Raw genomic sequence first — 23923 nt, forward strand, 5'->3', positions numbered from 1 at the left:
CCCTCACCCGGATTGCACCGGACGACGCTTTGCGTCGCCGAGCGCAATCCGACCTCTCCCCGCCAGCGGGGCGAGATGAAGCGAGCCCGTGCGCGACCTGATTCACGTCAACATTCTTTCAGCTACCGGACGCCGCGCGGTCGATGAACAGGCTGCCTTTGACGACGATGTTCTCGCCGGGTTTCAGGTTGCTGGTGACCTCGGCGAGGTTGCCGTTGATGAGGCCGACCTTGATCTGGCGCAGCTCGAGCGACTTGTCCTCACGCGCGACCCAGATGCGGACCTGGTCGCCTTCGTAGATCAGCGCCTGCTTCGGCACTCCAGGTGCCGCGCGGTCGCCGGCCGAATAGATCGTGACGTTGGCGAACATTTCCGGCTTGAGTAGGCCGTCCTTGTTGTCGATGGTGGCGCGGACCAGCAGGCGGCGGGTATTGGGATCGATCGCGGCGGCGACGTAGTTGATCTTGGCGGTCAAGGGGCGGCCCGGCAGCGCCATTACGTTGACCGCAATGTCTTGTCCGACATTCACCATGGCGGCATCGCTCTCTCGCACGAAGGCGGTGAGCCAGACCGTCGAAAGATCGCCGATCACGAACACCGGATCGCTGGCACCAGCGCTGACGTACTGACCGGGCCCGACCTTGCGCTGCACGACCGTGCCCGAGATCGGCGCATAGATCGTGATCTCCGGATTGATGGTGCTCTTGTTCTGGAACGCCTTGATCGTCTCGTCGGTGAAACCGAGGATGCGCAGCTTGTTGTTTGCGGCCTCCAGCGCCGTCACCGAGGAGCGCATGTCGTTCTGCGCCTGCACCTGGGTCGCTTCCGCCTGTTGATAATCCTTGAGCGGAATGGCACGGCCTTCGTAGAGATCCTTGGCGCGCCTGTACTGGATGTCGGCAAGCTCGAGCGCCGACTTCGCCTTGTTCTGCGACGTCATCGCCGCGATGAAATCGTTCTGGGCCTGCACGGTGTCGGCGGCCTCGATTGTGAACAGCGGTTGACCTTGCGTCACGCTCTCGCCGGGCTTGGCAAGCAGCTTGGTCACGCGGCCCGCATAGGGCGAGAACACCGGCGTCGAGCGATCCTCATCGACCGCGACCTTGCCCTCGGTGACGTACTCGGCGCGGAACGTTTTGGCGTTGACCGGCTCGATCGTTAGCGTCGCCCATTCGGATGGTGTCGGCGTGAAATTCTGAGCGCTCCTGCGCGACTGGCTGGAGACTTCGGAATGGTTCTTCTGCTTGCCACCCGTAAAGAGAAAGCCGTAGGCGCCAGCCCCGGCAAGCGCCAGTAAAACTACGGATGTGATCACCCGTCGTTTTGTAAGCACCTGCAATCGCTTGGTATTTTCAGCTACCATGGGGCCCGGTCATGTCTGCGACGATCTCGGCAGACGACTGCCTCATCGGTCGCGCTAATAGTGCCGAATTGAGATTTCAAACAACCTAAAAAACGCCAGTCGTCTTTCGGTTTGCGTTAAAATTTTGCGACACGTCAGCTTCACGTCAGCTTCGTGCCGGCCATTGTGACGGATGGCTGCCGAGCGGCATGGCAGGGCGGCGCCATTGCGCCGGCGTCCTCGACAGCACCGCCGAATGGCGCACCGCGTTCAACGTGCCGAAGCCAGATGACACGGTTTCCATGAACGCAGCATGTACGGCCTCGCCCGCAAGATCCGGGGTGCTGAGACCGCCGTCGAGCCGGCCGAGATTCCACAGCCAGCGTCCTGTCTGCGCCAGCGACACGCGCACGTGCCAGCTGCCGCCTTCGCGGGCCTGGCGCGCCTTGGCCATCATCGCACCGAACGCCATCAGATAGCCGGTCGCGTGATCGAGCATCTGCGCCGGTAATTCCTTGGGACCGTCGATGCCAGCGGCCTTGCCTTCCGCATGGTTGAAGCCGGTCGTGGTCTGCACCAGCGAATCGAAGCCGCGGCGCTCGGCCCATGGGCCGGCATGGCCGTAAGCGGACAGGGTGACGTAGACGATGCCGGGATTGATGCTGGCTGCTTCCTCCGGCGAGAAGCCGAGGGCGGCGAGCGCGCGTGGACGATAACCTTGCGAGAAGATGTCGGCGTCCTTCAACAGTGCGCGCATCTGCGCCCTGCCCGCCTCGCTCTTCAGCTCGATGAAAGTGGTGAGCTTGCCGCGGCCGGTGTCGATGGTGAGCCAGGGAATGGCGGGCAGCTCGGGCCCTGACACCAGCAGAACATCCGCACCGTGCGCAGCGAGCGTGCGGCCCGCGACGGGACCTGCGATGACGCGGGAGAGGTCGAGTACGCGGAGACCCGAGAGCGGGCGATCGCCTCTTGGCCACGGCTTCGGCGGTGCGTCGCCGATCTTCTCGATCGAGATCAGCGGCAATTCGGCGAGCGCACGTGCCTGCGGCAGCGCGGACCATTCGTCGTAGGAGCGCATCAGCGCAACGACGCCACCGGCGGCATAGACCGTGGTTTCAAAATTCTCGCCCTTCCATTGCATCAACGCGGCCTGCACCTTCTCGCGCTCCGCCTCGCAGCCGAGCACCTTGCAGACGGCGTCGCGGTGATGCCTAAAATTGGTATGGCAGCGGACGAAGCGGTTGTCGCCGGTGCTGTAGACTCCCGCGATGGCGTCCCAGGCAGGCGGCGGCGGTTTGTCGTCGAGGCGCAGATAACGTTCCGAACGGCACTCGACGACGGCGTGGCGCATGTCGACGGTCACGTCCTGCGCCTCACCGCTGCGCAGTCTCCAGATCTCGGCAGCGGCGAGGCCTGTGGCGGCGATTGTCGTTTGCCCGGCGACGGCGACGCGAAACGAAGACGGGATCTGCGGCTCCTCGCCGGTCAGTCGTACACGCGCGAGCGCGGCCGCATCGCCGCCGGCGGAGGTCCAGATATCGCTGAGAATGTCGACGGGGCTTTGCATGGCCTCTTCTCTCCCTTGTCGTTTGGAGCATGATCTTTTCGGAAAACCGCTGCGCACTTTTCCGGATCATGCTCTAGTTTTGCGACCCTCCCATTAGCACGGAAAGGACCGTAATGGCCGCCATCGATCCCCTCACCGCAGGCGCCGTGTTCATCGCAACGGCGGCCACCGACGCAGTCTATGTGATGTTCACGTCCGCCGTCATCGCGCGCAAACGCGTGCCGGCGGCGAACTGGAGCGCAGTCTGGTATCTGCTCTCCTCCTACGCCGTGATCAGCTACACCGAAAACGCCTTCTATGTCGCTTTCGCGGCGATGGGCTCCTGGGTCGGCGCCTACGCGTCGTTGACTTTTTTACACCGGCCGCCCGGCGGCCCGCCGGTCGGAGCTGCGCCGGAGTGAGGCTGTAAAGCGTGTGAGTGCCGGGTTGCCAATCCCCGTCATCCTTCGAGGCCTCCGCTACGCTCCGGCACCTCAGGGTGACGGTGAGACAATTATCGGCCGAGGCTGCCTCAATGAAAATCCCGCGACGGCGGCAGGATGCGCACGTTGCGGGGGTGGCGGATTTTTTGCGCCGGCATATCTGCGTGGTCGCGACGGTCGTCGTTGAGCGGCTCGATCAGGTCGGCGCCTGCCGGCACCGGATGCTTGCGGCCTAGCGCATCGTTGGCAAGGCCGACCAGATCATGCGAGCGGTCGATCATGCGCTGCGCGATCAGATGCGTCACCTTCTCGGGGCTGCTCTGGATATAGCCCTGTACCTCGATGAGGCGCGCGCCCATCACCTCTTTTCGGTACTGCTCCATGATCTTGGGCCACACCACGACATTGGCGATGCCGGTTTCGTCTTCCAGCGTCATGAACACGACGCCGCTGGCGCTGCCCGGCCGCTGCCGCACCAGCACCACGCCGGCGCAGCGAACGCGGCGCCGCTCGTTCTCATGGCTGATCTCCTTGCAGGTAACGATCCGCTCGCGCGAAAACATCTCGCGCAAAAATTCCATCGGATGGCCTTTGAGTGAAAGCCGGATGGTCTGGTAGTCGGCGACGACCTGTTCGGGGCGCGGCATCGCTGGCAACGGCTTGGCCTGCTCGTCCGGCTGCTCACGCGCGGTGGCCGCTTCGAACAGCGGCAGCGCCACATCGTCGGGCAACCGCCGCACCTGCCACAGCGCCTCGCGGCGATCGAGCCCAAGCGAGCGGAACGTATCGGCGTCCGCCAGCAAAATCAATGCGCGCTTGGGCAGCCCGGTGTCGCGGGCAAAATCTTCGAGCGAGGAGAAGGAGCGGCGGTTGCGAGCCTTAATGATGCGGTCGGCCCAGTCTTCCGGGCTGACGTATTCTTCACCTCGCCGCTCTGCCTGCTTCTTCTTAAGTTTCTCCTCATCAGGATCGAGCCAGTGAAAGCCGTCAATCTGGCGAAAACCCAGACGCACGGCGCAATAGTCTCCGTCCGGTTCTTCTAGCGTGCTCTGCGCGAAGCTATGGGAAACATCGATCGCACGAATCTTGACCCTATTCTTGATCGCATCACCGACGATCTGCGCTGGCGCGTAAAAGCCCATTGGCTGCGAGTTTAGCAGGCCGCAGCAGAATGCGTCGGGGTGATGATGCTTTAGCCATGATGAGACATAGACGAGCTGCGCGAAACTGGCTGCATGGCTTTCGGGGAAACCGTAAGAGCCGAAACCCTTGATTTGCTCAAAGCAATTCTTGGCGAACTGAGGGTCGTAACCCCGACGGATCATGTTGCCGATCATTTTTTCTTCGAAATTGCCGATAGTCCCGACATTTCGGAAGGTTGCCATGGCACGCCGCAATCCGTTGGCCTCTTCCGAGGTAAACTCTGCGGCTACGATCGCAATCCGCATGGCCTGCTCCTGAAACAAGGGCACGCCGAGGGTCTTGTGCAAGACCTCACGAAGTTCATTCTTGTTGCCACCCTTTGGATAAGGATACTCGATATCCTCCGGCTTCATTTTCCGTCGCCGCAAGTACGGATGCACCATGTCGCCCTGGATCGGACCGGGCCGCACGATCGCAACTTCGATGACGAGATCGTAAAAAGTCCGTGGCTTCAGGCGCGGCAGCATATTCATCTGGGCGCGGCTCTCGACCTGGAAAACGCCGAGCGATTCCCCCCGCTGAAGCATTTGATAAACTTCGTCTTCATCCTCCGACTTGATGTCCGCAAGCTCGTATCGCTCGCCCTTGTGCTGGTCTATCAGATCAAAACACTTGCGGATGCAGGTCAGCATGCCCAGCGCGAGCACGTCGACCTTCATCATGTTGAGCGCATCGACGTCGTCCTTGTCCCATTCGATGAAGGTGCGGTCCTCCATCGCAGCGTTGCCGATCGGCACATAGGTGTCGAGCCGGTCCTGCGTCAGCACATAACCACCGACATGCTGAGAGAGATGGCGCGGGAATTCGATCAGCTCGGTCGCAAGCTCGACCGCGAGGTTGATCATGGGGTTGTTGGGATCGAGCCCGGCCTGCCTGACCTGCATGTCGTTGAGGCCCTTGCCCCAGCTTCCCCAGACGGTATCGGCGAGCGCAGCGGTGACGTCCTCGGTCAGCCCGAGTGCCTTGCCGACATCGCGGATGGCGCTGCGCGGACGATAATGGATGACGGTGGCGATGATCGCGGCGCGGTGGCGGCCATAGCGGCGATAGACATATTGCATCACCTCCTCGCGCCGCGAATGCTCGAAATCGACGTCGATGTCCGGTGGCTCCAGCCGCTCCTTGGAGATGAAGCGCTCGAACAGCAGATCGACCTTGGTCGGGTCGACCGAGGTGATGCCAAGCACGTAGCAGACAGCCGAATTCGCCGCCGAGCCGCGACCCTGGCACAGAATGTTCTGGCTGCGCGCGTAATGCACGATGTCGTGCACGGTGAGGAAGTAATGCGCGTATTTCAACTCGGCGATCAGCGCGAGCTCCTTATGCAGGGTCGCGCGCAGCTTGTCGTCGATATTGCCGCCGAAATATGTGTCGACACCCGCCCAGGTCAGATCCTCCAGATGCCCTTGCGCGGTCTTGCCCGGCGGCACCGGCTCGTCCGGATATTGGTATTTAAGCTGGTCGAGAGAGAAGTCGATCTTGTCCGCGAAGCGCATGGTCTCCGCGATCGCGTCGGGGAAATCGCGGAACAGCCGCGACATCTCTCTGGGAGTCTTCAGAAAGCGCTCGGCATTGGCTTCCAGCTTCCGTCCGACTGCCTCGATCGTGGTCTTTTCCCGGATGCAGGTGAGCACGTCCTGCAAGGGGCGGCGGCCGGGATCATGATAGAGCACCTCGTTGGTCGCGAGCAGTGGCACCTTTGCTGTTGCCGCGAGATCGTCGAGTTGCGCCAGGCGGCGCCGGTCGTCGCCGCGATAGATCAGGCTCGCCGCCAGCCATACGCCCTCGGCGCGACTTGCTTTCAGCTTTGCAAGAATATCCAGCGCCTGCTCGGGTTCGAAGCGATGCGGCAACGTCAGGATCAGGAGCTGGCCTTGCGAAAACTCCAGGAGATCGGCGAAGGTGAGACGGCACTCGCCCTTCTCGATCCGCGTGATGTCGTCGCCGCGTTTGCCCCGGGTCAGAAGTTGGCACAGCCGGCCATAGGCGGCGCGGTCGCGTGGATAGACAAAAACATCGGGCGTACCGTCGATGAAGACGATGCGCGCGCCTATCAGCAATTTTGGCTTGTGCAGCACCTTGTCATTTTCGAGCTCCTTATAGGCGCGTACCACGCCGGCCAGCGTGTTGTGATCGGCGATGCCGATCACGGGAATGCCGAGCTTGCTCGCCTGATGCACATAGGCGCGTGGATCCGAGCCGCCGCGTAAAAAGGAGAAGTTGGTGGTAATGCCGATCTCGGCATAAGCTGATATCTTCATGCGAAGAGACCGTGCACATACCAGCGGGGAGGAACGGGCTTGCCGTCGTCGTCGAAGCACTCTCCCTCATAAAGACCGTCGCGAAAGATCCAGAAGCGCAGGCCCTCGGCATCCTCGATGCGGAAATAATCCCGCGTCAGCTGCTTGCCGTCCTGCCGCCACCATTCCATCGCGATGCGCTCGGGCCCCTCCACCCGCACCACCGCATGCAGCGCGCGCCGCCAGGTGAATTGATGCGGCGGGCCGTCCGGCACGGTCGCGAACGGCACTGTGACCGGCTCCGGGTTATCGAACAGCCGCAGGGGACGCAGCGGCGGCTCGCTCTCCGCGCGCACCGGCCATTCGGCCTGCATGGCCGCAGCAAGATGATGCTGGGCGGGCGCGGCCAGCACCGCACATTCTGGGATATGCGTGTCCTGCGGCAGATGCACGACGACGCGTTTTCCGCCGATACGCGCGGCGATACGGTCGATCAGCGCGGCGAGCTCGTCATTGTCGTGGACATGAGCGTCGAGATCGCGCTGCTCCTGCACCACGATCTCGGTGCGGCTCGCCGACAGCCGCACCATGTCGAAGCCGAAGCCGGGATCGAGGGGATCGGCGAGCGCATCGAGGCGCTCACGGAACAGCCGGTCGATCACCGCACTTCGCGTCACCGGCCGTCCGGTCTCGACCATGATCGCGCGCACCACGCCATCGGTGCGGAAGAACGCGGCCTCCAACCGGCGTGCACCTTTGCCCAGCTTCTCCATCGACGCGATCAGCGTGTCGGCCAGCCGCGACAACGTCATCGCGATCATGGTGTCGGTCGCGATCGGCTCGGCGAAACGTTTTTCCACGATGTAGTCGGGCAGCGGCTTGCGAGGACTGATCGGCGCATCGCCATGCCCGAGCGCATGGGCGAGCAGGGTCGAGAACCGCGCGCCGAACCGTGCCGTGATTTCGCTCGGCGCACGCGAAGCGACATCGCCGATGGTCTTCAGCCCGGCGCGGCGCAGGCCGGTGGTGATGGTCTCGTCCGCACCGAGCGCGGATACCGGAAGCCGGTCGATCGCCGCCGCTTCCCCGCCATCGGCAACGATGGTGCCTGTGGCCTGCCGTGTCAGCGTGCGCGCACAGACTGAGGTGCCGGCAATGGCCGCGCTGACGGCAAAGCCTTGCTGGGCAAGCGCACGCACCAGCGCCTGCAACAGCGCAGCCTCACCGCCGAACAGATGCGCGCAGCCGGTGATGTCCAGAAACAGCCCGTGCGGCGGATCGAGTGCCACCAGGGGCGTGAAGCGGTCACACCAATCGGCGATGTCGCCGAGCGTCTTCGCATCGGCCACGACATCGGCGTCGAACACCTTCAAGTCCGGGCACATCGCCCGCGCATTCGCCAGCGGCTGGCCGATGTGCAGTCCGAGGCGCTCGGCGGCTTCATCCAGCGCATGGATCACCAGCGCATTGTTGCCCTTGATGACGACAATGTTGGGATCGTCTTTTTGTTTTGACGCGTTTTCTTCACGCGAACCGGTACCCACTTCGCTTGAAAACGCTATGCCTTTACCCAGCCCGGCGCTGCTGAAAAAGCGCTGGATCCGGTCGATGGGCAGGCGCGGCAGCCACAGGCTGAGGATGCGCCGACGGTTCAGTGAACTGGCACTCATCACATTTCCATTCCATGATCCACCGGCCGCACGGGCCATGACGATTGCGCAGGAGTTCGACATCGAAGCGCGGCGCGCCCCAGGCACTCCACATCGCTCCCGGCGGCGAATGCGCCGCGCGCAGCATCCATCGTGTCTCCGCAGTCGAGGGCAGCGGTTGCGCCGCCATCCGCAGCAGCAGGCCGGTGACGCCGGAGCCTTGCGCGGCCAGCATCAGCTTGCGGCTCGCCACGAGATCGAACTGCCTGGTCTCGCCCCAGAGTTCGAGCACGACGGCGCCGAGCGCATCGCAGGCGAGCGCATCGGCCGAGGTGCGCAGCGCACTCTCCACGTCGGCGGCACGCACCATCACCACGCGGCGCGGATCGAGGCCGAGCTCGGCGAGCCCGCTCATCGACAGCGCGCCGGTTTCAATTTCCGAAAAATCCTGTCGCACCCACAGCAGCGGCCGCTGCGCCGTGACGCGGCCCGCAAGCCCCATGACAAAGCCCGTCGCTGCCGCGCCCTGACGCCCCTCGCAAAACACCTCGTGGATCGCCGCGCGCGCGAGCCCGCCCTTCAATGCGCGGTCGACCTCGCTGTGGCCGAGCACGACACGATCGCGATGATGCACGACCTCCGCGGCTTCGATGCGCTCGATCTGGCCGCGCAAGGTCGCAAGCGCGCTGATGCGTGCGGTGGCGCATGTTCCGCCAAAGTGTGAGCGGTTTGGCGACAAGATCATGCGCCCTCTTAAAAAGAAGAGCGCGATCGGACGCAAAACCGGCGACCACTTTTGCTGATCGCGCTCTGCATGCTCGCCGCTCCTTTGAGATGGGTGCCGTGGCTCAAAAATAAGAACCAGCGGCTGGCTCATTTGTTCATGATATGTTCTAATATAAAGCTAACGGCGGCCTTGGAGTCAATCGAATTGGCGCTCTTTCCGATTCATGAGCGGAATCAAGAGGATTCAAGTACCATGTACCTCATTACCCTCGATAGCGAGACCGACTTCGACGGCTGGCGCAAAGCCGCGCGTACGCTGGCACTGCATCAGGTCGCGCCGACGGACGTAACGTGGGGCGTGCAAGGCCAGACGGAGCCGCTTGCGCCCGGCTTGTCGGAAGCACCAAGCCTGCCGCCGATCGAGACCGAAAGCACCTTCAGCGTACCGGCCAATTTCATCGAGCTCGCACACCTCGCGATCCTGCATCGCGACGGCGAACGTTTTGCGCTGCTCTATCGCCTGCTGTGGCGATTGAAAGCCGATCACGATCTTCTGGAAACGATGAGCGATCCCGATGTGGTGCAGGCCGCCGCGATGGCCGGCAGTGTCCATCGCGATGCGCAGCGGATGCGCGATCTCGTCCGTTTCCGCGAGATCGGACGCGAGCAGAAGGCGCATTACGCCGCCTGGTTCGAGCCGGAACATCACATCGTCCAGTTCGTCGCGCCGTTTTTCGCGCGCCGTTATGCAGACATGCCCTGGTCGATCCTCACGCCGGACGTGTGCGCCCATTGGGACGGCCACGCGATCTCCTTTACGCCCGGGATCAGCCAGACGGAGATGCCCGCACCGGGCCGGTTGGAGGAGACCTGGCGCCGCCACTTCCGGCCGAAGGCGCTGCATGAGGACACATCGAAGCAGCGCCGGAGGAACCTCCAGGAAGGTTCGATACTTGAACCCCTGCTCGCCGATGCCGAACGCTGGACCGGCGGACGGATCTCGCCACGTCCAGAGGCTGTCATGCGGCGCAAACCTGCCACCGACGATCTCAAAGCACTCCGCGAGGAGGCCGCCCATTGTCGCGCCTGCCCGCTCTACAAGGACGCGACGCAGACCGTGTTCGGCGAAGGCCCGAAGGACGCCACCATCATGCTGGTCGGCGAGCAACCCGGCGATAAGGAAGACCTCGCCGGACATCCCTTCGTCGGGCCGGCCGGCCAGATGCTCGACCGTGCGCTGGCGGAGGCCGGCGTCGATCGCAAGAAGGTCTATGTCACCAACGCCGTGAAGCACTTCAAATTTGTGCCCCGCGGAAAAATCCGCCTGCACCAGAAGCCGGCAACGCCGGAGATCAGAGCGTGCCGGCAGTGGTACGAGCGGGAAGTTTCGGCAATCCAGCCCGATCTCATCGTCGCGATGGGCGCCACCGCGGCACAAAGCGTGTTTGGCAAGATCACGCCGATCGGCAAGACACGCGGCCGGCTCATAGACCTCCCCGACGGACGCAAGGCGCTGGTGACGGTGCATCCGTCCTATCTGCTCCGGCTGCCGGATCCGGCGGCGAAGGTTCTGGAATATCAGCGTTTTGTTGAAGACCTGAAGATTGCCGCTGGCTTGCAGAAGAAATCCGCGCACGCCGCCTGACGCTCTCCGCAACAGTCGGCGGAAAAGTTTCCGCCTTATCAAGACTTTTTCAACCATTTCAACTGGCTGTCACATGCCGCGCGCAAAATCGGAGGCATTGGGACAGGAGAATTCCGATGAGTGACGTTGCTTTACCCGGCTCCATCGAGCCAGCCTTGCGTAAGGGGCCAGACCTTGACGGCGGATTCCATCCGCTGACCGGCATTATCTACATGGGCGTCGTCGCCGTGGCGCTGCTTTTCGTCGCCTACAGCATCTATGCCGACGTCGACGCGGCCGGCACGCAGGTCAAGTCCATTGCGCCCTTCCTCCTGCTCTTCGTCGCGCTGTTGATCGCGCTCGGCTTCGAGTTCGTGAACGGCTTCCACGATACTGCAAACGCAGTCGCAACCGTCATCTACACCCGCTCGCTGCCTGCCCACATCGCCGTGGTGTGGTCCGGCATGTTCAACCTGTTCGGCGTTCTGCTCTCCAGCGGCGCAGTCGCATTCGGCATCGTGTCGCTGCTGCCAGTGGAATTAATCCTTCAGGTCGGCTCCGGCGCAGGCTTTGCCATGGTGTTCGCGCTGTTGATCGCGGCGATCATCTGGAACGTCGGCACCTGGTATTTCGGCCTGCCAGCCTCGAGCTCGCACACGCTGATCGGTTCGATCATGGGCGTCGGCATCACCAACGCGCTGCTGCACGGTCGCAGCGGCACGTCGGGCGTTGACTGGTCGCAGGCAACCAACATCGGCAAGGCGCTGCTGCTGTCGCCACTGTTCGGCTTCGCGCTCGCCGCGATCCTGCTCCTCGTCCTGCGCACTGTTCTGCTGCGCGCGACGCCGGCCTTGTTCGGCGAGCCGAAGGGCGACCAGCCGCCGCCGTGGTGGATCCGCGGCATCCTGATCCTGACCTGCACGCTGGTGAGCTTCTTCCACGGCTCCAATGACGGCCAGAAGGGCATGGGCCTGATCATGCTGATCCTGATCGGAACGGTGCCGACCGCGTATGCGCTCAATCGCGCGCTGCCGACGAGCCAGATCGAGGCGTTCACCAAGAACTCGCAAGCTGCCAGCAAGGTCGTCGAAGCCAAGGCCGCCGGCTACAACGTCATCGGCAATCCGCGCCCCGCCGTGACCAGCTACGTCGCCACGCGCGAAGTCAACGGGGGCACCTTCCCGTCACTCGCCGTGCTCATTCGCGATATCTCGACCCAGGTCACCACTTACGGGTCGTTCGCCAAGGTGCCGGCGGAAGCCGTCGCCAACACCCGCAACGACATGTACCTCACTTCGGAAGCGCTCCGCTTCCTGACGAAGGACAAGGAAGCCGAGCTCAGCGCCGAAGACGTCGCCACGCTCAACGCCTACAAAGGCTCGCTCGACAGCGCCACGAAGTTCATCCCTGGTTGGGTGAAGATCGCGGTCGCCATCGCGCTCGGTCTCGGCACCATGGTGGGCTGGAAGCGTATCGTCGTCACCGTCGGCGAGAAGATCGGCAAGACCCATCTGACCTATGCGCAGGGTGCCTGCGCCGAGATCACGGCGGCTGCCACCATCGCCGCCGCCGACGGCTACGGCCTGCCAGTGTCGACCACGCACGTCTTGTCGTCAGGCATCGCGGGGACGATGGCCGCCAACGGCTCGGGCCTCCAAATGGCAACCATCCGCAACATCGCCATGGCCTGGGTGTTGACGCTGCCGGTCGCGATGATCATCTCCGGCGCGTTGTACTACTTCTTCTCTCACGTCTTCTGAGAGATCACGTCCTCAACGACGAAGGGCCCGCGCTCGTCGCGCGGGCCCTTTTTCATCCCGACTGACTTGAAGCTTACGATGCCGCGAGCTGTTCCTCGACCAGCTTGACCCAGTAGGACGTGCCGAACACGATCGCTTCGTCGTTGAAATTGTAGGCGGGGTGATGCAGGCCGGCGCTGTCGCCGTTACCGCAGAAGATGAACGCGCCGGGCCGCGCCTCCAGCATGTAGGCGAAGTCCTCGCCGCCCATCAGCGGCGACATATCGAGCACATTGGCATCGCCCGCGACCTGCTTCGCAATGCGCGTCGCCACCTCAGTCTCCGCGGCGTGGTTGTTCACGACGGGATAGTTGCGCTTGTAGTGCAGATCGATCTTGGCGCCGGTGATCTGCGCCACGCCTGCCACCACTTCACGGACGCGCTTCTCGACCAGCTTGCGCACCTCCGGCGTCAGCGTGCGGATGGTGCCCCTCAACGTCGCGGTTTGCGGGATGACGTTGCGGGCGTTGCCGGCGTGGAATTCGCAGATCGAGATCACGGCCGATTCCAGCGGATCGACGCTGCGCGCGACGATCGACTGCAACGCGGTGATCAGCTGTGCACCGACGTGGACGGAATCGACGCATTTGTGCGGACGCGCGGCGTGGCCCCCGAGGCCCTCGATCATGAGGTCGACCTCATCGGTCGCCGCCATGATCGGACCCGGTCGGATCGCGAACGAGCCGATCGGAATGCCGGGACCGTTATGCATGCCGTAGACCTGATCGATGCCGAAGCGCTCCATCATGCCGTCCCGGACCATCGCCGCGCCGCCGGCGCCGCCCTCCTCGGCCGGCTGGAAGATCACGACGGCATCGCCGGCAAAGTTGCGGGTCTCGGCGAGGTAGCGCGCAGCACCGAGCAGCATCGCGGTGTGGCCGTCATGACCGCAAGCGTGCATCTTGCCCGGAGTCTTCGAGGCATAAGGCAGGTTGGTCTGCTCGTCGACAGGCAGCGCGTCCATGTCGGCACGCATGCCGATCACCTTGAGCCCCTCGCCGGCCGGCTTGTTGCCTTTGATCACGCCGACCACGCCGGTCCGGCCGATGCCGGTCACGACCTCGTCGCAGCCGAACTCGCGCAGGCGATCTGCGACGAATGCTGCGGTGCGGTGGACATCATACAGAAGCTCGGGATGCTGGTGGATGTCCCGCCGCCAAGTCTGAATGTCGGCTTGAAGATCGGCGACGCGGTTCACGATAGGCATGGAGGGTCTCGAGCTTTGTTGAAAATGCAGGCCTGTCTACCATGCAAGCGCCAGTCCACCCAACCGCCAGGGATCGGGGTCTAGCCCTGCCCGCCCGGCATGGCCGGGCTTGTCCGGGTCGTCTCGGTCTGCCTAGAGCTTTCCGGTTCTGATTGGATCAGAACCGGAGCTCTAGATTCTTGTTTTGACGCGTTTTCTTCACGCGAACCGGTTTCCACTTCGCTCGAAAACGCCTTATTTGGATGGAACGTCAAGGGACCATCCGGGTGGAAGCAAAATGCCAAGGCGGCTCGAAGGTGAGTTTGACTACATTGTCGTGGGCGCCGGCACGGCGGGCTGCATCGTCGCCAACCGGTTGTCGGCCAATCCCGGGAATCGCGTCCTGGTTCTCGAGGCCGGCGGCGACGACAACTGGATCTGGTTCCACATCCCGGTCGGCTATCTCTTCGCCATCGGCAATCCGCGCTCGGACTGGATGTTCAAGACCGAAGCCGAGCCGGGGCTGAATGGCCGCTCGCTCGCCTATCCCCGCGGCAAGGTAATCGGCGGCTCTTCGGCCATCAACGCCATGATCTCGATGCGCGGCCAGGCCGCCGATTACGATCATTGGCGCCAGCTCGGCATGACCGGCTGGGGCTATGATGACGTGCTGCCGCTGTTCAAGCGGTTGGAGGATCACTTCCTGGGCGCAAGCGAGCACCACGGCACCGGCGGCGGCTGGCGCATCGAGGCGCCGCGACTGTCCTGGGATGTGCTCGATTCCGTCGGCGATGCCGCAGAAGAAATGGGCATCAAGCGCATCCCGGATTTCAACACCGGCGACAACGAAGGCACGAGCTATTTCCACGTCAACCAGAAGCGCGGCCGGCGCTGGTCGTCGGCACGCGGCTTCCTCAAGCCCGCGCTGAATCGCGCCAATCTGCGGCTCGAGAAGAACGTGCTGGTCGACCGTCTCATCATCGAGCAGGGCCGCGCTATCGGCGTGCGCTTCACCCAGAACGGCGAGATCATCGAGGCGCGTGCGAAGCGCGAGGTGATCCTGTCCGCCGGCTCGATCGGCTCCGTGCAGGTGCTGCATCGCTCCGGCATCGGGCCTGCCGACTGGCTGTCGCCGCTCGGCGTCGACATCGTGATGGACAAGCCCGGAATCGGCCGCAATCTGCAGGACCATCTCCAGCAGCGCGCGATCTACAAGGTCGACGGCGTGCGCACGCTGAACGAGACCTACTACAATCTGTTCCGCCGCGGCCTGATGGGCCTCGACTATGCCTTCCGCCGCCGCGGCCCGCTGACCATGGCGCCGTCGCAGCTCGGTATCTTCACGCGTTCCGATGCGACACGCACGCGCGCCAACATCCAGTTCCACGTGCAGCCGCTGTCGCTCGACAAGTTCGGCGATCCGCTGCACCGCTTCCCCGCAATCACAGTCAGCGCCTGCAATCTCCAGCCGACCTCGCGCGGCACTGTCCGCCTGCGTTCGGCGACGCCGGACGAAAAGCCGATCATCGCACCGAACTATCTGTCGACCGACGACGACCGCCGGGTCGGCGCCGACGCCATCCGCACCACGCGCCGGCTGATGCAGCAGAAGGCGCTGGCCAAGTACCGCCCTAGCGAATATCTGCCCGGCCCCACCGTCGGTGACGATGACGCGTCGCTGGCAAAAGCCGCCGGCGACATCGGCACCACCATCTTCCATCCTGTCGGCACGGCGAAGATGGGCTCAGCCAACGATCCCATGGCCGTGGTCGACGAGCGCCTGCGCTTCTACGGCCTTAGCGGTCTTCGCATTGTCGACGCCTCGATCATGCCGACCATCACCTCGGGCAATACCAACACGCCAACGGCGATGATTGCCGAGAAAGGCGCCGCGATGATTTTGCAGGATGCGAAGTGAGGATGTAGCCCGCATGGAGCGCAGCGCAATCCGGGATTCGTGACCGATCCCGCATTCCGCTTTGCTCCATGCGGGCTACACTCCATCTTCCTCACGAAAACGTCATCTCCACCCGCGAATAAACCCGCCCCTCCCCCAATCACCTCCTCGACGCCCAATTCCGGGCCAAAGGAGACATTGCGATGAGCGGACACCATCATGGGGAAGACGGCGTCAGCCGCCGCAAGGTGCTTGAATGCATGACATGGGCCGGCACCGGGGTGCTCTGGACCATCACGGGCGGCGTTCCGCGCTCGCTCGGCATCATCGATTCGGCTGAAGCCGCCACTGCAGCCGCGGCCGGCATGACCTTCCTCCAGATCAGCGACAGCCATGTCGGCTTCGACAAGCCGGCCAACCCCAATGCGCTGGGCACGCTGGAGGAAGCGATCAACAAGATCAATGCGATGCCGGTCAAGCCATCGTTCATGATTCACACCGGCGACATCACCCATCTGTCCAAGGCGGCCGAGTTCGACAACGCTGACCGCATCATCTCGCAGTCCAAGCTGGATGTGCACTACGTGCCCGGCGAGCATGACTTCCTCGACGAAGAGGTGAAGTTCTATCGCGAGCGCTACGGCCGCGGCACCAAGGGTGCGGGCTGGTACTCCTTCGACGCCGGCGGCGTGCATTTCGTCGGTCTCGTCAACGTCGTCGACCTCAAGGGTGGCGGACTCGGCAATCTCGGTGCCGAGCAACTTGCCTGGCTCGAGGACGATCTCCGCGGCAAGTCGAAATCCACACCGGTCGTGCTGTTCGCTCACATCCCGCTCTGGACCGTTTATCCGGAATGGGGCTGGGGCACCGAGGACGGCGGCCGCGCGCTCGAATACGTCAAGGGTTTCGGCTCGGTCACCGTCCTGAACGGCCACATCCACCAGGTGATGCAGAAGGTCGAAGGCAACGTCACCTTCCACACGGCGCGCTCGACCGCCTTCCCGCAGCCTGCGCCGGGCACCGCCGCCTCGCCCGGACCGATGAAGGTCGAGGACGCCAAGCTCCGCACCATGCTCGGCGTCGCCAGCATCAACTTCAAGCAGAACGAGCAGCGGCTCGCGATCATCGACACGCCGCTCCAAGGTTGATCCAAGTTTGATTCAAGGCTGAACGGAAGCTGACAATGAAGACACTCAATCGCCGCGACTTCGGGGTCGACTTCGGTCTCACTTTGGCCGCGGCCATCCTGCTGCCCATCACAACCGCCCGTGCCGACGACACCAACATGGAGGTGCACATCGACAATTTCGTCTTCCAGCCTCCGGAGCTGACGATCAAGGTCGGCACGACCGTAACCTGGACCAACCGGGACGACATCCCCCACACCGTGGTGTCGGCCGGCAAGTTCAGGTCCAAGACCCTGGACACCGACGACAAGTTCTCGTTCACCTTCACCAATGCGGGCGACTACAAGTATTTTTGTTCGTTGCACCCGCACATGACCGGGATGATCAAGGTTGAGTAACGTCTCGAACCAAGGCATCTCTGTCTTGCCCGGCCGGTGGTCCCACGCCGGCCGGGCTCGCGGGCCTTTGGTCAGGCTCACGGACGACACGAAGCACGCGGCAACATACGAAACGCAGCAAGAGGCAGAGCGAGAGGCGATGCCCGTCAGCGACGATTTTCAGAAAGCGCAGCGCTTCCGCGAGGCGGCACTGCCCTATCTCGACGACGTCTACACGCTCGCACGCTATTTGCTGCGCGACGCCTCCGACGCGGAGGACGCGGTGCAGGAATGCTATTTGCGCGCGCTGAAGCATTTCGACAGTTATCGCGGCCCGGCGATGAAACCGTGGCTGTTCGCGATCCTACGCAATGTCTGCAACGCCGAATATGCCAGACGCGCGCACTCGCACGCCGCGATCGAGGACACGCCCGGCGCCGCCGACCAGACGCCGATGTGGCAGGAGGGCGAGGCGAGCCCGGAGACCGAGGTACTGCGCAGCCGCGACGCCGGCTCCATTCGCAAGATGATCGATGCGCTCGCCGAACCGTTCAAGGAAACCTTCGTGCTGCGGGAGATCAACAACCTGTCCTATCGTGAAATTGCAGAAGCCGTCGGCGCCCCGGTCGGCACCGTGATGTCCCGCCTCGCCCGCGCCCGTGCCATGCTGCGCGCGGCCTGGACGGCGGAAGAGGAGCATTCGAAATGACCTGCGACGAAGCAAAGATCCTGCTTCACGCGTTGCTCGACAACGAGCTCGATGCCGGCCATGCGCGCGAGGTCGAAACCCATGTCGCCGGCTGCCTGGCCTGCGCGGCCGAACTCGCCGCGCAACGTCAAATGCGGCGCGTGCTGGCCGATACCAAGCTGCGCTACACCGCGCCGGCGAGCCTGCGCGCCCGCATCGAAGCGTCGCTGCCGCAAGCGCGGCAGCAGCCCAGCCGGCGTTCCGTGCTGCGCGGTTTCGCGATGGGCTCGGCCGTCTCGGCGCTCGCCGCCTCCGGCGTCGTCGCCGTGGTGCTGCGCCAGGACGACCAACAGCGCATCCTCTCGGAGGTCGTCTCCGCGCATCTGCGCTCGCTCCAGGCCGGCCATCTCATCGACGTCGTCTCGACAGACCAGCACACCGTGAAGCCCTGGTTCAACGGCAAGCTCGATGTCGCCCCGCCCGTGATCGACCTGACCGCACAAGGCTTCACGCTGGTCGGCGGCCGGCTCGACTATGTCGATGCGCGCGCGATCGGCGCGGTGGTCTACCGGCGCCGGCAGCACATCATCAATCTGTTCGTGGCGCAGACCGCGAGCACCGAGCATCGGCCGCCGAAGACGCAGACCATGCAGGGTTTCAACTGCCGCCGTTGGGGCGAGCGCGGCCTCAACTTCTGGGCCGTCAGCGATATCGGCAACGACGAGCTCACGGAGTTCGTCGACAAGTTCGAGGCGGCGATGAAGGCGAATGCGGAGGGGTAGCGGTTTTTCGTCTTCATTGCGAGCGGAGCGAAGCAATCCAGACTGCATCCACGGAGGGATACTGGATTGCTTCGCTTCGCTCGCAATGACAATTGCCGAGTTAGTCTAGACCGGCGAACTTACGCTGACCGACGCACCGCGTTGTCCACCAGCGTCTTGCCGAGCGACCAGATCGCACCGGGGACCTTGTGGCTGCCGGCAATGACGTCGTCGAAGGCACGCTCGATCCAGCCGCAATCTTCTTCGGTGATGGTGAGCGGCGGCAGGAGCTTGATGGTGTGGCTGCCGTGACCGGCGACTTGGGTCAGGATCTTGTGATCCTTGAAGAGCGGCACGGTGATGAGCTGGCAGAACAGGCCCTTGTTGGCAGCCTCCAGCACGTTCCAGGATGCGCGCAGCCGCAGCGATTTCGGCGGCCCGAACTCGATGCCGATCATCAGGCCCTTGCCGCGCACTTCCTTCAGCAGCTCGTAGCCGGGCACCATGCGCGTGAGCGCGAGGCGAAGCTCGGCGCCGCGCTTGGCGGCGGACTCGATCAGCTTCTCGGACTCCATGACATCGAGCGTGGCGATGCCCGCGGCCATCGCGAGATCGTTCTTGGAGAAGGTCGAACCGTGCACCACTGCACGGTCCATCTGGTTAAAAATCTTGTCGAAGATGCTCTTGCGCGTCAGCACGGCGCCGACCGGCACGTGGCCGCCCGACAGCGACTTCGACAGCAGCACCATGTCGGGCTCGACGTTCCAATGCTCGACCGCGAGGAAGCGGCCGGTACGGCCCATGCCGGTCTGGATTTCGTCGGCGACGAACAGCGTGCCGTACTTCTTGCAGAGCGCGGCCGCGCCGGGCAGGAACTCGTCGGAGGGCATGTTGACGCCCTTGCCCTGGATCGGCTCGACAACGAAGGCTGCGACCTCGCGCGAGGCCAGTGCCTTCTCAAGCGCGGCCAGATCGTTGAACGGAACCGACGTGCAGCCCGGCAGCAGCGGCTCGAAGCCGGTGCGGAAGTTCGAATCGCCGGTCAGCGACAGCGCCCCATAGGTCAGTCCGTGATAGCCGTGGGCGCAATAGACGATGCCGGGGCGGCCGGTCGCCCCGCGGGCGAACTTGATCGCGGCCTCGACGCATTCGGCGCCGGAATTGGCAAAGAACACCTTGTCGAGATAGGGAACGTATTTCAACAGCCGTTCGGCGAGTACCCCGGCCAGCACCGAGACGTCGAACTGGACCAGATTGGGCAGATCGGCATCGAGCACGCTTTTCAGCGCCTCGCGCATGACCGGGTGATTGCGCCCGATTGCGAACACGCCAAAGCCGGACAGGAGGTCGAGATAGCGTGCCCCGTCGCGATCGTAGAGGTACTGCCCCTGCCCCTTCTGGAAGCCGACGTCATAGCCGATGGTCTTGAGAACCCGAACGAACTGCTCGTTCAGGTACCGATTATGCAGGGCGCTGCGCTGGGCCTGACGGTCCGCGAACAGCTGAGACATGTCTGGATTTGGACTGTTCATCCGCTACATACTTCGGTTGAGGGCCGCTTCGTCAACTGAAAACGGTCGGTGAACGGAAAAGGGTTTGTGCGGCCTTTTGCCCTTTTTCGGACCATCTTCGCAAGCACAGCTTTAGACCATGTTGCACTGCCGAGGAACACTCATGCGTTTGGCCATTTACACCGGAATAATACTGGCTGGCGGTTGCGCCGGCCTGACACCTGCGCTTGCCGCCGATCCCACCGGCGACTGGCGGGTCGCCGACGGCGTCGCCAACATCCGCGTCGCCCAATGCAATGGCAGCATGTGGGGCGCGGTTTCCTGGGAAAAGAAGCCCGGCGGTCGCGACGAAAACAACCCGGATGTCTCAAAAAAGAACAGGCCGACACTGGGCATGCCGACCCTCATCGATATGAAGAAGACGGCTGGCGCCGAGCAGTGGGAAGGTCAGGTCTACAACGCGAAGGATGGTCAGATGTATAGTGCGACCATCACGCCGGTCGGCACCGACCAGCTCGAAATCAAGGGCTGCGTACTGGGCTTCCTGTGCGGCGGAGAGACCTGGACCCGCGTCGGTCCCCCGATCCCCGTGAGCACCGCAAATGCCATGGCCAGGAGTGCGTCCAAAACGACCGGCGCGGCGCCCAGGACCGCGCCAGCGCCGGGTGCCGCAGCACCCGCACCGACGGCGGGTGCGAAGAAAAGCGCCGCCGCGGCCAAACCCGGTCAGAAAGGCGCCGCAGATCCCGTCGGCGACATTTGCCTACTCCCTGAGATTGCGGGGTTTGCCCATTAGGGCCGGCTGGAACAACAGCACGGCGGCAAGCGTCGTCACCAGCGAGAGTGCGAGCAGCTTGCCCATGCTGGACGTGCCCGGATGGCTCGACAGCCACAGGCTGCCGAACGCTGTCGCCGTCGTCAGCGCGCTGAAAAAGATCGCGCGCGTCAGGCTGGTCTGAAGCAGGTTTGTCCTGCCGGAGCGCCACGCCACGACATAATAGATCTTGAACGCGACGCCGACGCCGAGCAGCAGCGGGAATGCGACGATGTTGGCGAAGTTGAGCGGCAGGCCGATCAACACGCAGATCTCGAGCGTCACCGCGCCCGCAACCAGAAGCGGCACCAGCGTCATCAGCACGTCGACGATGCGGCGGAGCGTGATCCACAGCAACAGGCCGATCACCAGCAACGCATAGATGCCGGCATGGATGAATGCGTTCACCACGGTGTCGCCGGATTTCAGGATCGAGACCGGTCCGCCGATCGCGGTCGGCTCGGCAACGAGCACCGCTGCCGCAAACTTGCGCAGCGTGTCGTTGTCGTTGGGATCGCCCTTCGGCAGCGCCTCGACGCGGATGATGCCATCCTTGCTCTTCCAGGCGTTGACGAGATCAGGCGGCAGTGACTTGAGGGTGACCGGCTCGGCCTGCATCGCCCTCCTGAGCTGATCGAACACGATCTTCATCGGCGTGACGAACACATCCTGCGCCTTGTTGCGGGTCGCTTCGTCGGAATTTGCCAGCTTCTCCAGCGCCTCCGCAAGGCGGCGCGAGGCCACCGCGCCGGGGCCCTTGGCGTCTCCGGCGGTCCGGCGCAGATTGTCGACAGAGGACTTCAGAGACTCGACGTTCTCCTGGTCGGACGGCGCTGCATCGACCTGGTCAGGGTTGAGCGCGGGGTTCAGCACCTTGGCGCTCTGCGCGATCAGCTTCAGCTTCGGCTGCTGGTCCTCTGGCACGAAGCTGTTGAGCGACATCACCCGCAACACCTCCGGGACCTTCTCCAGCTTCGCCTCGACCTGCTTGGCCTGCTCTTCCGTGGTGACCATCACGTTGATCGCGTTGGCGCCGGTGTTGGGATCCTTGCGCAGGTCGAGGAAGGTCGCGATCGACTCGGCCTTCGGGTTGCGCAAATTCATCGGGTTGAAGTCGAACTTCATGAAGTAGAGCAGCGGCAGGCCGGCGACCGCGAGCAGCAGCGTTCCGCCCACGACCAGCACGCGGTGCTTCTCCAGGAAGTGATCGAGCGGCGCCAGGAATGCATAGCCGACCGGCTCTTTCTCGCCGGGCGGGTTCAGAAGTTTCAGAAGCGCCGGCAGCACGGTGATGCTCGAGACGAACGCCACCAGCATGCCGACGCCGGCAATCTGGCCGAGCTCCGAGATCCCCTTGTAGGCGGTCGGCAGGAAGCAGAGGAAGCCCGCCGCAGTCGCCATCGCCGCGAGCGACAGCGGCACCGCCGAGCGTTTCGCCGCCAGCACCAGCGCGCCGGTGAGATCGTCGTGCTTGTAGCGCTCCGAGCGGTAGCGGACGCTGTACTGGATGCCGAAATCGACGCCGAGGCCGACGAACAGCACCGCGAACGCGATCGACAGCAGGTTGAACGAGCCGACCGTCATCAGGCCGGCGGCGGTCGTGATCGCAAGGCCGACGACGAGATTGACGAACACCGCGAAGATGATTTTCGCCGAATGCAGCGCAAGCCACAGAATCAAGAGCACCACGACCACGGTACCGATGCCGTTGACGACAGCGCCTTCCTGGACGGTGGCGTATTCCTCATTCGCGATCGGCACAGGCCCGGTCAGCCGCACCCGCGCCTGATATTTGGTCGCAAAATCCAGGTCCGCAGCGGCCCTGCGGATCGCGTCGGTGGCGCCCTTGCCGGGCTCCAGCGCGTTGTAGTCGAGGACCGGCTTGAACTCGATGAAGGCGCGCTTGTCCGAATCCGACAGCGGCTCGTCACTGACGAGCTCGCGCCAGGAAAAGCTCGCATTACCCTTGTTGAGCACGGTCTCGACCGTCTGCGCGATCTGGTTGAAGGGCCGCTCGGTGTTGTCGAGCTTGACCTGACCGCGCTTGACGCCGGCAAGCCCGGTCTCGAGCGCGCCGGTCAGGCCGCGGATCGAGGGATCACCTGCCATGATCTCGATCAGGGGCGCCGCGGATTCGAGCTGGCCGGTGGTCTTGGCGACCTCTTCGGTTGGCAGGAACAACAGGCCGTTCTTCTCGAAGAACTCGCCGGTGCCGAGCTGCTGTGCCGACTGGAAGTCTGTCTTGTCGTCCTTCAGCTTTGCAAAGAGCGCATCGGCCGCCGCGGTCGCCATCTCCGGCGTCTTGGCCTCGACGACGGCGAGAATCGTCGCGTCGCGGTCGAAGGCTTTGTCGAACTGCTGGTCGCGCTTGCGCCAGTCCAGATTCTGGGAAATCAGCGAATTGATATCGGTGTTGATGATGAAGTGCCGGGATGTGTAATAGCCCGCCCCCACCGCCAGCAGGAGCCCGAGAGCGACGACGAGGGAGGCAAACCGGGTACAGGCCCTGACAATGGCAACCACTACGCTTTGCAGCACATCTTTTCTTTCTGCTGTTAACAGCTTGCCGGAAACGCCCGCTGTTTAGCGGAGTTCCCGGGCGAAACCTATTGCCGTTTGGGCCGCTCTCGCCGGAACAAGGTTCGACGTAGACGGCGGGAGACCATGGCAAAATCTTGTGGGGGTGCCGGTATAAGCGCCAAGTTGGGGCGGTAAAGTGACGAAGCGTTGAGCACAATGCGCCCCCTTGGCTTCATTGGCCGATTTACTATAATACCGCCTATGCTGCCGGAGATGGAACTCCATTTGCATTCCGCCTTTCCTTGCTGCCGATTTTTTGACAGAAAGTGCCGTGCCTCCATACGCCGGAGCCCCGAACGGGTGGGCGGTTACCGCGTGCGTGAGACTGATGGTGCGGATATTGCACCTCATTGGTCAGTATCGGGGCGCCGCTGGGGACTACGAAGCGGATGGGTGCAACTTGCGTGATG

17 protein-coding genes are annotated in these 23923 nt (G+C 63.5%); 9 read left to right on the top strand and 8 right to left on the bottom strand.

Features of this window, described 5'->3' with window-relative positions:
• Positions 1 to 118: 118 nt before the first annotated feature.
• Positions 119 to 1363 carry an efflux RND transporter periplasmic adaptor subunit gene (locus tag JJE66_RS24865; RefSeq protein ID WP_200517102.1) on the bottom strand — a complete coding sequence of 415 codons (1245 nt, stop codon included), beginning with the start codon at positions 1361 to 1363 and terminating at the stop codon, positions 119 to 121.
• A gap of 145 nt (positions 1364 to 1508) precedes the next feature.
• The gene (locus JJE66_RS24870) at positions 1509 to 2909 is read right to left on the bottom strand and encodes a CoA transferase (protein WP_200517103.1); all 1401 of its coding nucleotides are present in this window, start codon (positions 2907 to 2909) and stop codon (positions 1509 to 1511) included.
• A gap of 113 nt (positions 2910 to 3022) precedes the next feature.
• Here JJE66_RS24870 and JJE66_RS24875 point away from each other — a divergent pair, with 113 nt between their 5' ends.
• A complete protein-coding gene (locus JJE66_RS24875) occupies positions 3023 to 3310 on the top strand; it encodes a hypothetical protein (RefSeq protein ID WP_200517104.1) in 288 nt (95 codons plus the stop codon).
• 110 nt (positions 3311 to 3420) lie between these two features.
• Here the strand turns inward: JJE66_RS24875 and JJE66_RS24880 are convergent, their stop codons facing one another.
• From JJE66_RS24880 to JJE66_RS24890, 3 genes are read right to left on the bottom strand one after another with little or no spacing between them, the layout of a single operon-like run.
• On the bottom strand, positions 3421 to 6795 hold the full coding sequence (locus JJE66_RS24880; RefSeq protein WP_200517105.1) for an error-prone DNA polymerase: 3375 nt from the start codon (positions 6793 to 6795) through the stop codon (positions 3421 to 3423).
• Positions 6792 to 8444 carry a DNA polymerase Y family protein gene (locus tag JJE66_RS24885; protein ID WP_200517106.1) on the bottom strand — a complete coding sequence of 551 codons (1653 nt, stop codon included), beginning with the start codon at positions 8442 to 8444 and terminating at the stop codon, positions 6792 to 6794. The genes JJE66_RS24880 and JJE66_RS24885 overlap by 4 nt, the downstream gene beginning before the upstream one ends.
• Positions 8341 to 9168, bottom strand: coding sequence for an ImuA family protein (locus JJE66_RS24890; RefSeq protein WP_200517107.1), 828 nt, complete (start codon positions 9166 to 9168; stop codon positions 8341 to 8343). Before JJE66_RS24890 ends, JJE66_RS24885 begins: the two co-directional genes overlap by 104 nt.
• 234 nt (positions 9169 to 9402) lie before the next feature.
• On the opposite strand from JJE66_RS24890, the gene JJE66_RS24895 reads away from it, so the two are divergent.
• On the top strand, positions 9403 to 10794 hold the full coding sequence (locus JJE66_RS24895) for a UdgX family uracil-DNA binding protein (protein WP_200517108.1): 1392 nt from the start codon (positions 9403 to 9405) through the stop codon (positions 10792 to 10794).
• Between the two features lie 116 nt (positions 10795 to 10910).
• Positions 10911 to 12533 carry an inorganic phosphate transporter gene (locus JJE66_RS24900; protein WP_200517109.1) on the top strand — a complete coding sequence of 541 codons (1623 nt, stop codon included), beginning with the start codon at positions 10911 to 10913 and terminating at the stop codon, positions 12531 to 12533.
• 73 nt (positions 12534 to 12606) lie between these two features.
• Here JJE66_RS24900 and JJE66_RS24905 read toward each other — a convergent pair whose 3' ends face one another.
• Positions 12607 to 13779, bottom strand: coding sequence for a M20 aminoacylase family protein (locus JJE66_RS24905; RefSeq protein WP_200517110.1), 1173 nt, complete (start codon positions 13777 to 13779; stop codon positions 12607 to 12609).
• A gap of 277 nt (positions 13780 to 14056) precedes the next feature.
• On the opposite strand from JJE66_RS24905, the gene JJE66_RS24910 reads away from it, so the two are divergent.
• The 5 genes from JJE66_RS24910 to JJE66_RS24930 all read left to right on the top strand — a co-directional run bounded on the left by JJE66_RS24910 (position 14057) and on the right by JJE66_RS24930 (position 18629).
• Positions 14057 to 15676, top strand: coding sequence for a GMC family oxidoreductase (locus JJE66_RS24910; protein ID WP_200517111.1), 1620 nt, complete (start codon positions 14057 to 14059; stop codon positions 15674 to 15676).
• A 182-nt stretch (positions 15677 to 15858) separates the two neighbouring features.
• The gene (locus JJE66_RS24915) at positions 15859 to 16803 is read left to right on the top strand and encodes a metallophosphoesterase (protein ID WP_200517112.1); all 945 of its coding nucleotides are present in this window, start codon (positions 15859 to 15861) and stop codon (positions 16801 to 16803) included.
• A gap of 35 nt (positions 16804 to 16838) precedes the next feature.
• Complete coding sequence (locus JJE66_RS24920; RefSeq protein ID WP_200517113.1) at positions 16839 to 17180, top strand: cupredoxin family copper-binding protein; 342 nt, start codon at positions 16839 to 16841, stop codon at positions 17178 to 17180.
• A gap of 139 nt (positions 17181 to 17319) precedes the next feature.
• Positions 17320 to 17868, top strand: coding sequence for a sigma-70 family RNA polymerase sigma factor (locus JJE66_RS24925; protein ID WP_200517114.1), 549 nt, complete (start codon positions 17320 to 17322; stop codon positions 17866 to 17868).
• Positions 17865 to 18629, top strand: coding sequence for an anti-sigma factor (locus tag JJE66_RS24930; protein ID WP_200517115.1), 765 nt, complete (start codon positions 17865 to 17867; stop codon positions 18627 to 18629). The genes JJE66_RS24925 and JJE66_RS24930 overlap by 4 nt, the downstream gene beginning before the upstream one ends.
• A 119-nt stretch (positions 18630 to 18748) precedes the next feature.
• Here the strand turns inward: JJE66_RS24930 and hpnO are convergent, their stop codons facing one another.
• Positions 18749 to 20140 (bottom strand): aminobacteriohopanetriol synthase HpnO, encoded by a 1392-nt coding sequence (gene hpnO, locus JJE66_RS24935; RefSeq protein WP_200517116.1) that lies wholly within the window; start codon positions 20138 to 20140, stop codon positions 18749 to 18751.
• Between the two features lie 142 nt (positions 20141 to 20282).
• On the opposite strand from hpnO, the gene JJE66_RS24940 reads away from it, so the two are divergent.
• The gene (locus tag JJE66_RS24940; RefSeq protein ID WP_200517117.1) at positions 20283 to 20915 is read left to right on the top strand and encodes a DUF2147 domain-containing protein; all 633 of its coding nucleotides are present in this window, start codon (positions 20283 to 20285) and stop codon (positions 20913 to 20915) included.
• On the opposite strand, the gene JJE66_RS24945 is transcribed toward JJE66_RS24940, so the two are convergent.
• Positions 20883 to 23471 (bottom strand): MMPL family transporter, encoded by a 2589-nt coding sequence (locus JJE66_RS24945; RefSeq protein ID WP_200517118.1) that lies wholly within the window; start codon positions 23469 to 23471, stop codon positions 20883 to 20885. The genes JJE66_RS24940 and JJE66_RS24945 overlap by 33 nt on opposite strands.
• Between the last annotated feature and the right edge of the window lie 452 nt (positions 23472 to 23923).

Origin of the sequence: Bradyrhizobium diazoefficiens (assembly GCF_016612535.1) — a bacterium.
Classification (GTDB): domain Bacteria; phylum Pseudomonadota; class Alphaproteobacteria; order Rhizobiales; family Xanthobacteraceae; genus Bradyrhizobium; species Bradyrhizobium diazoefficiens_C.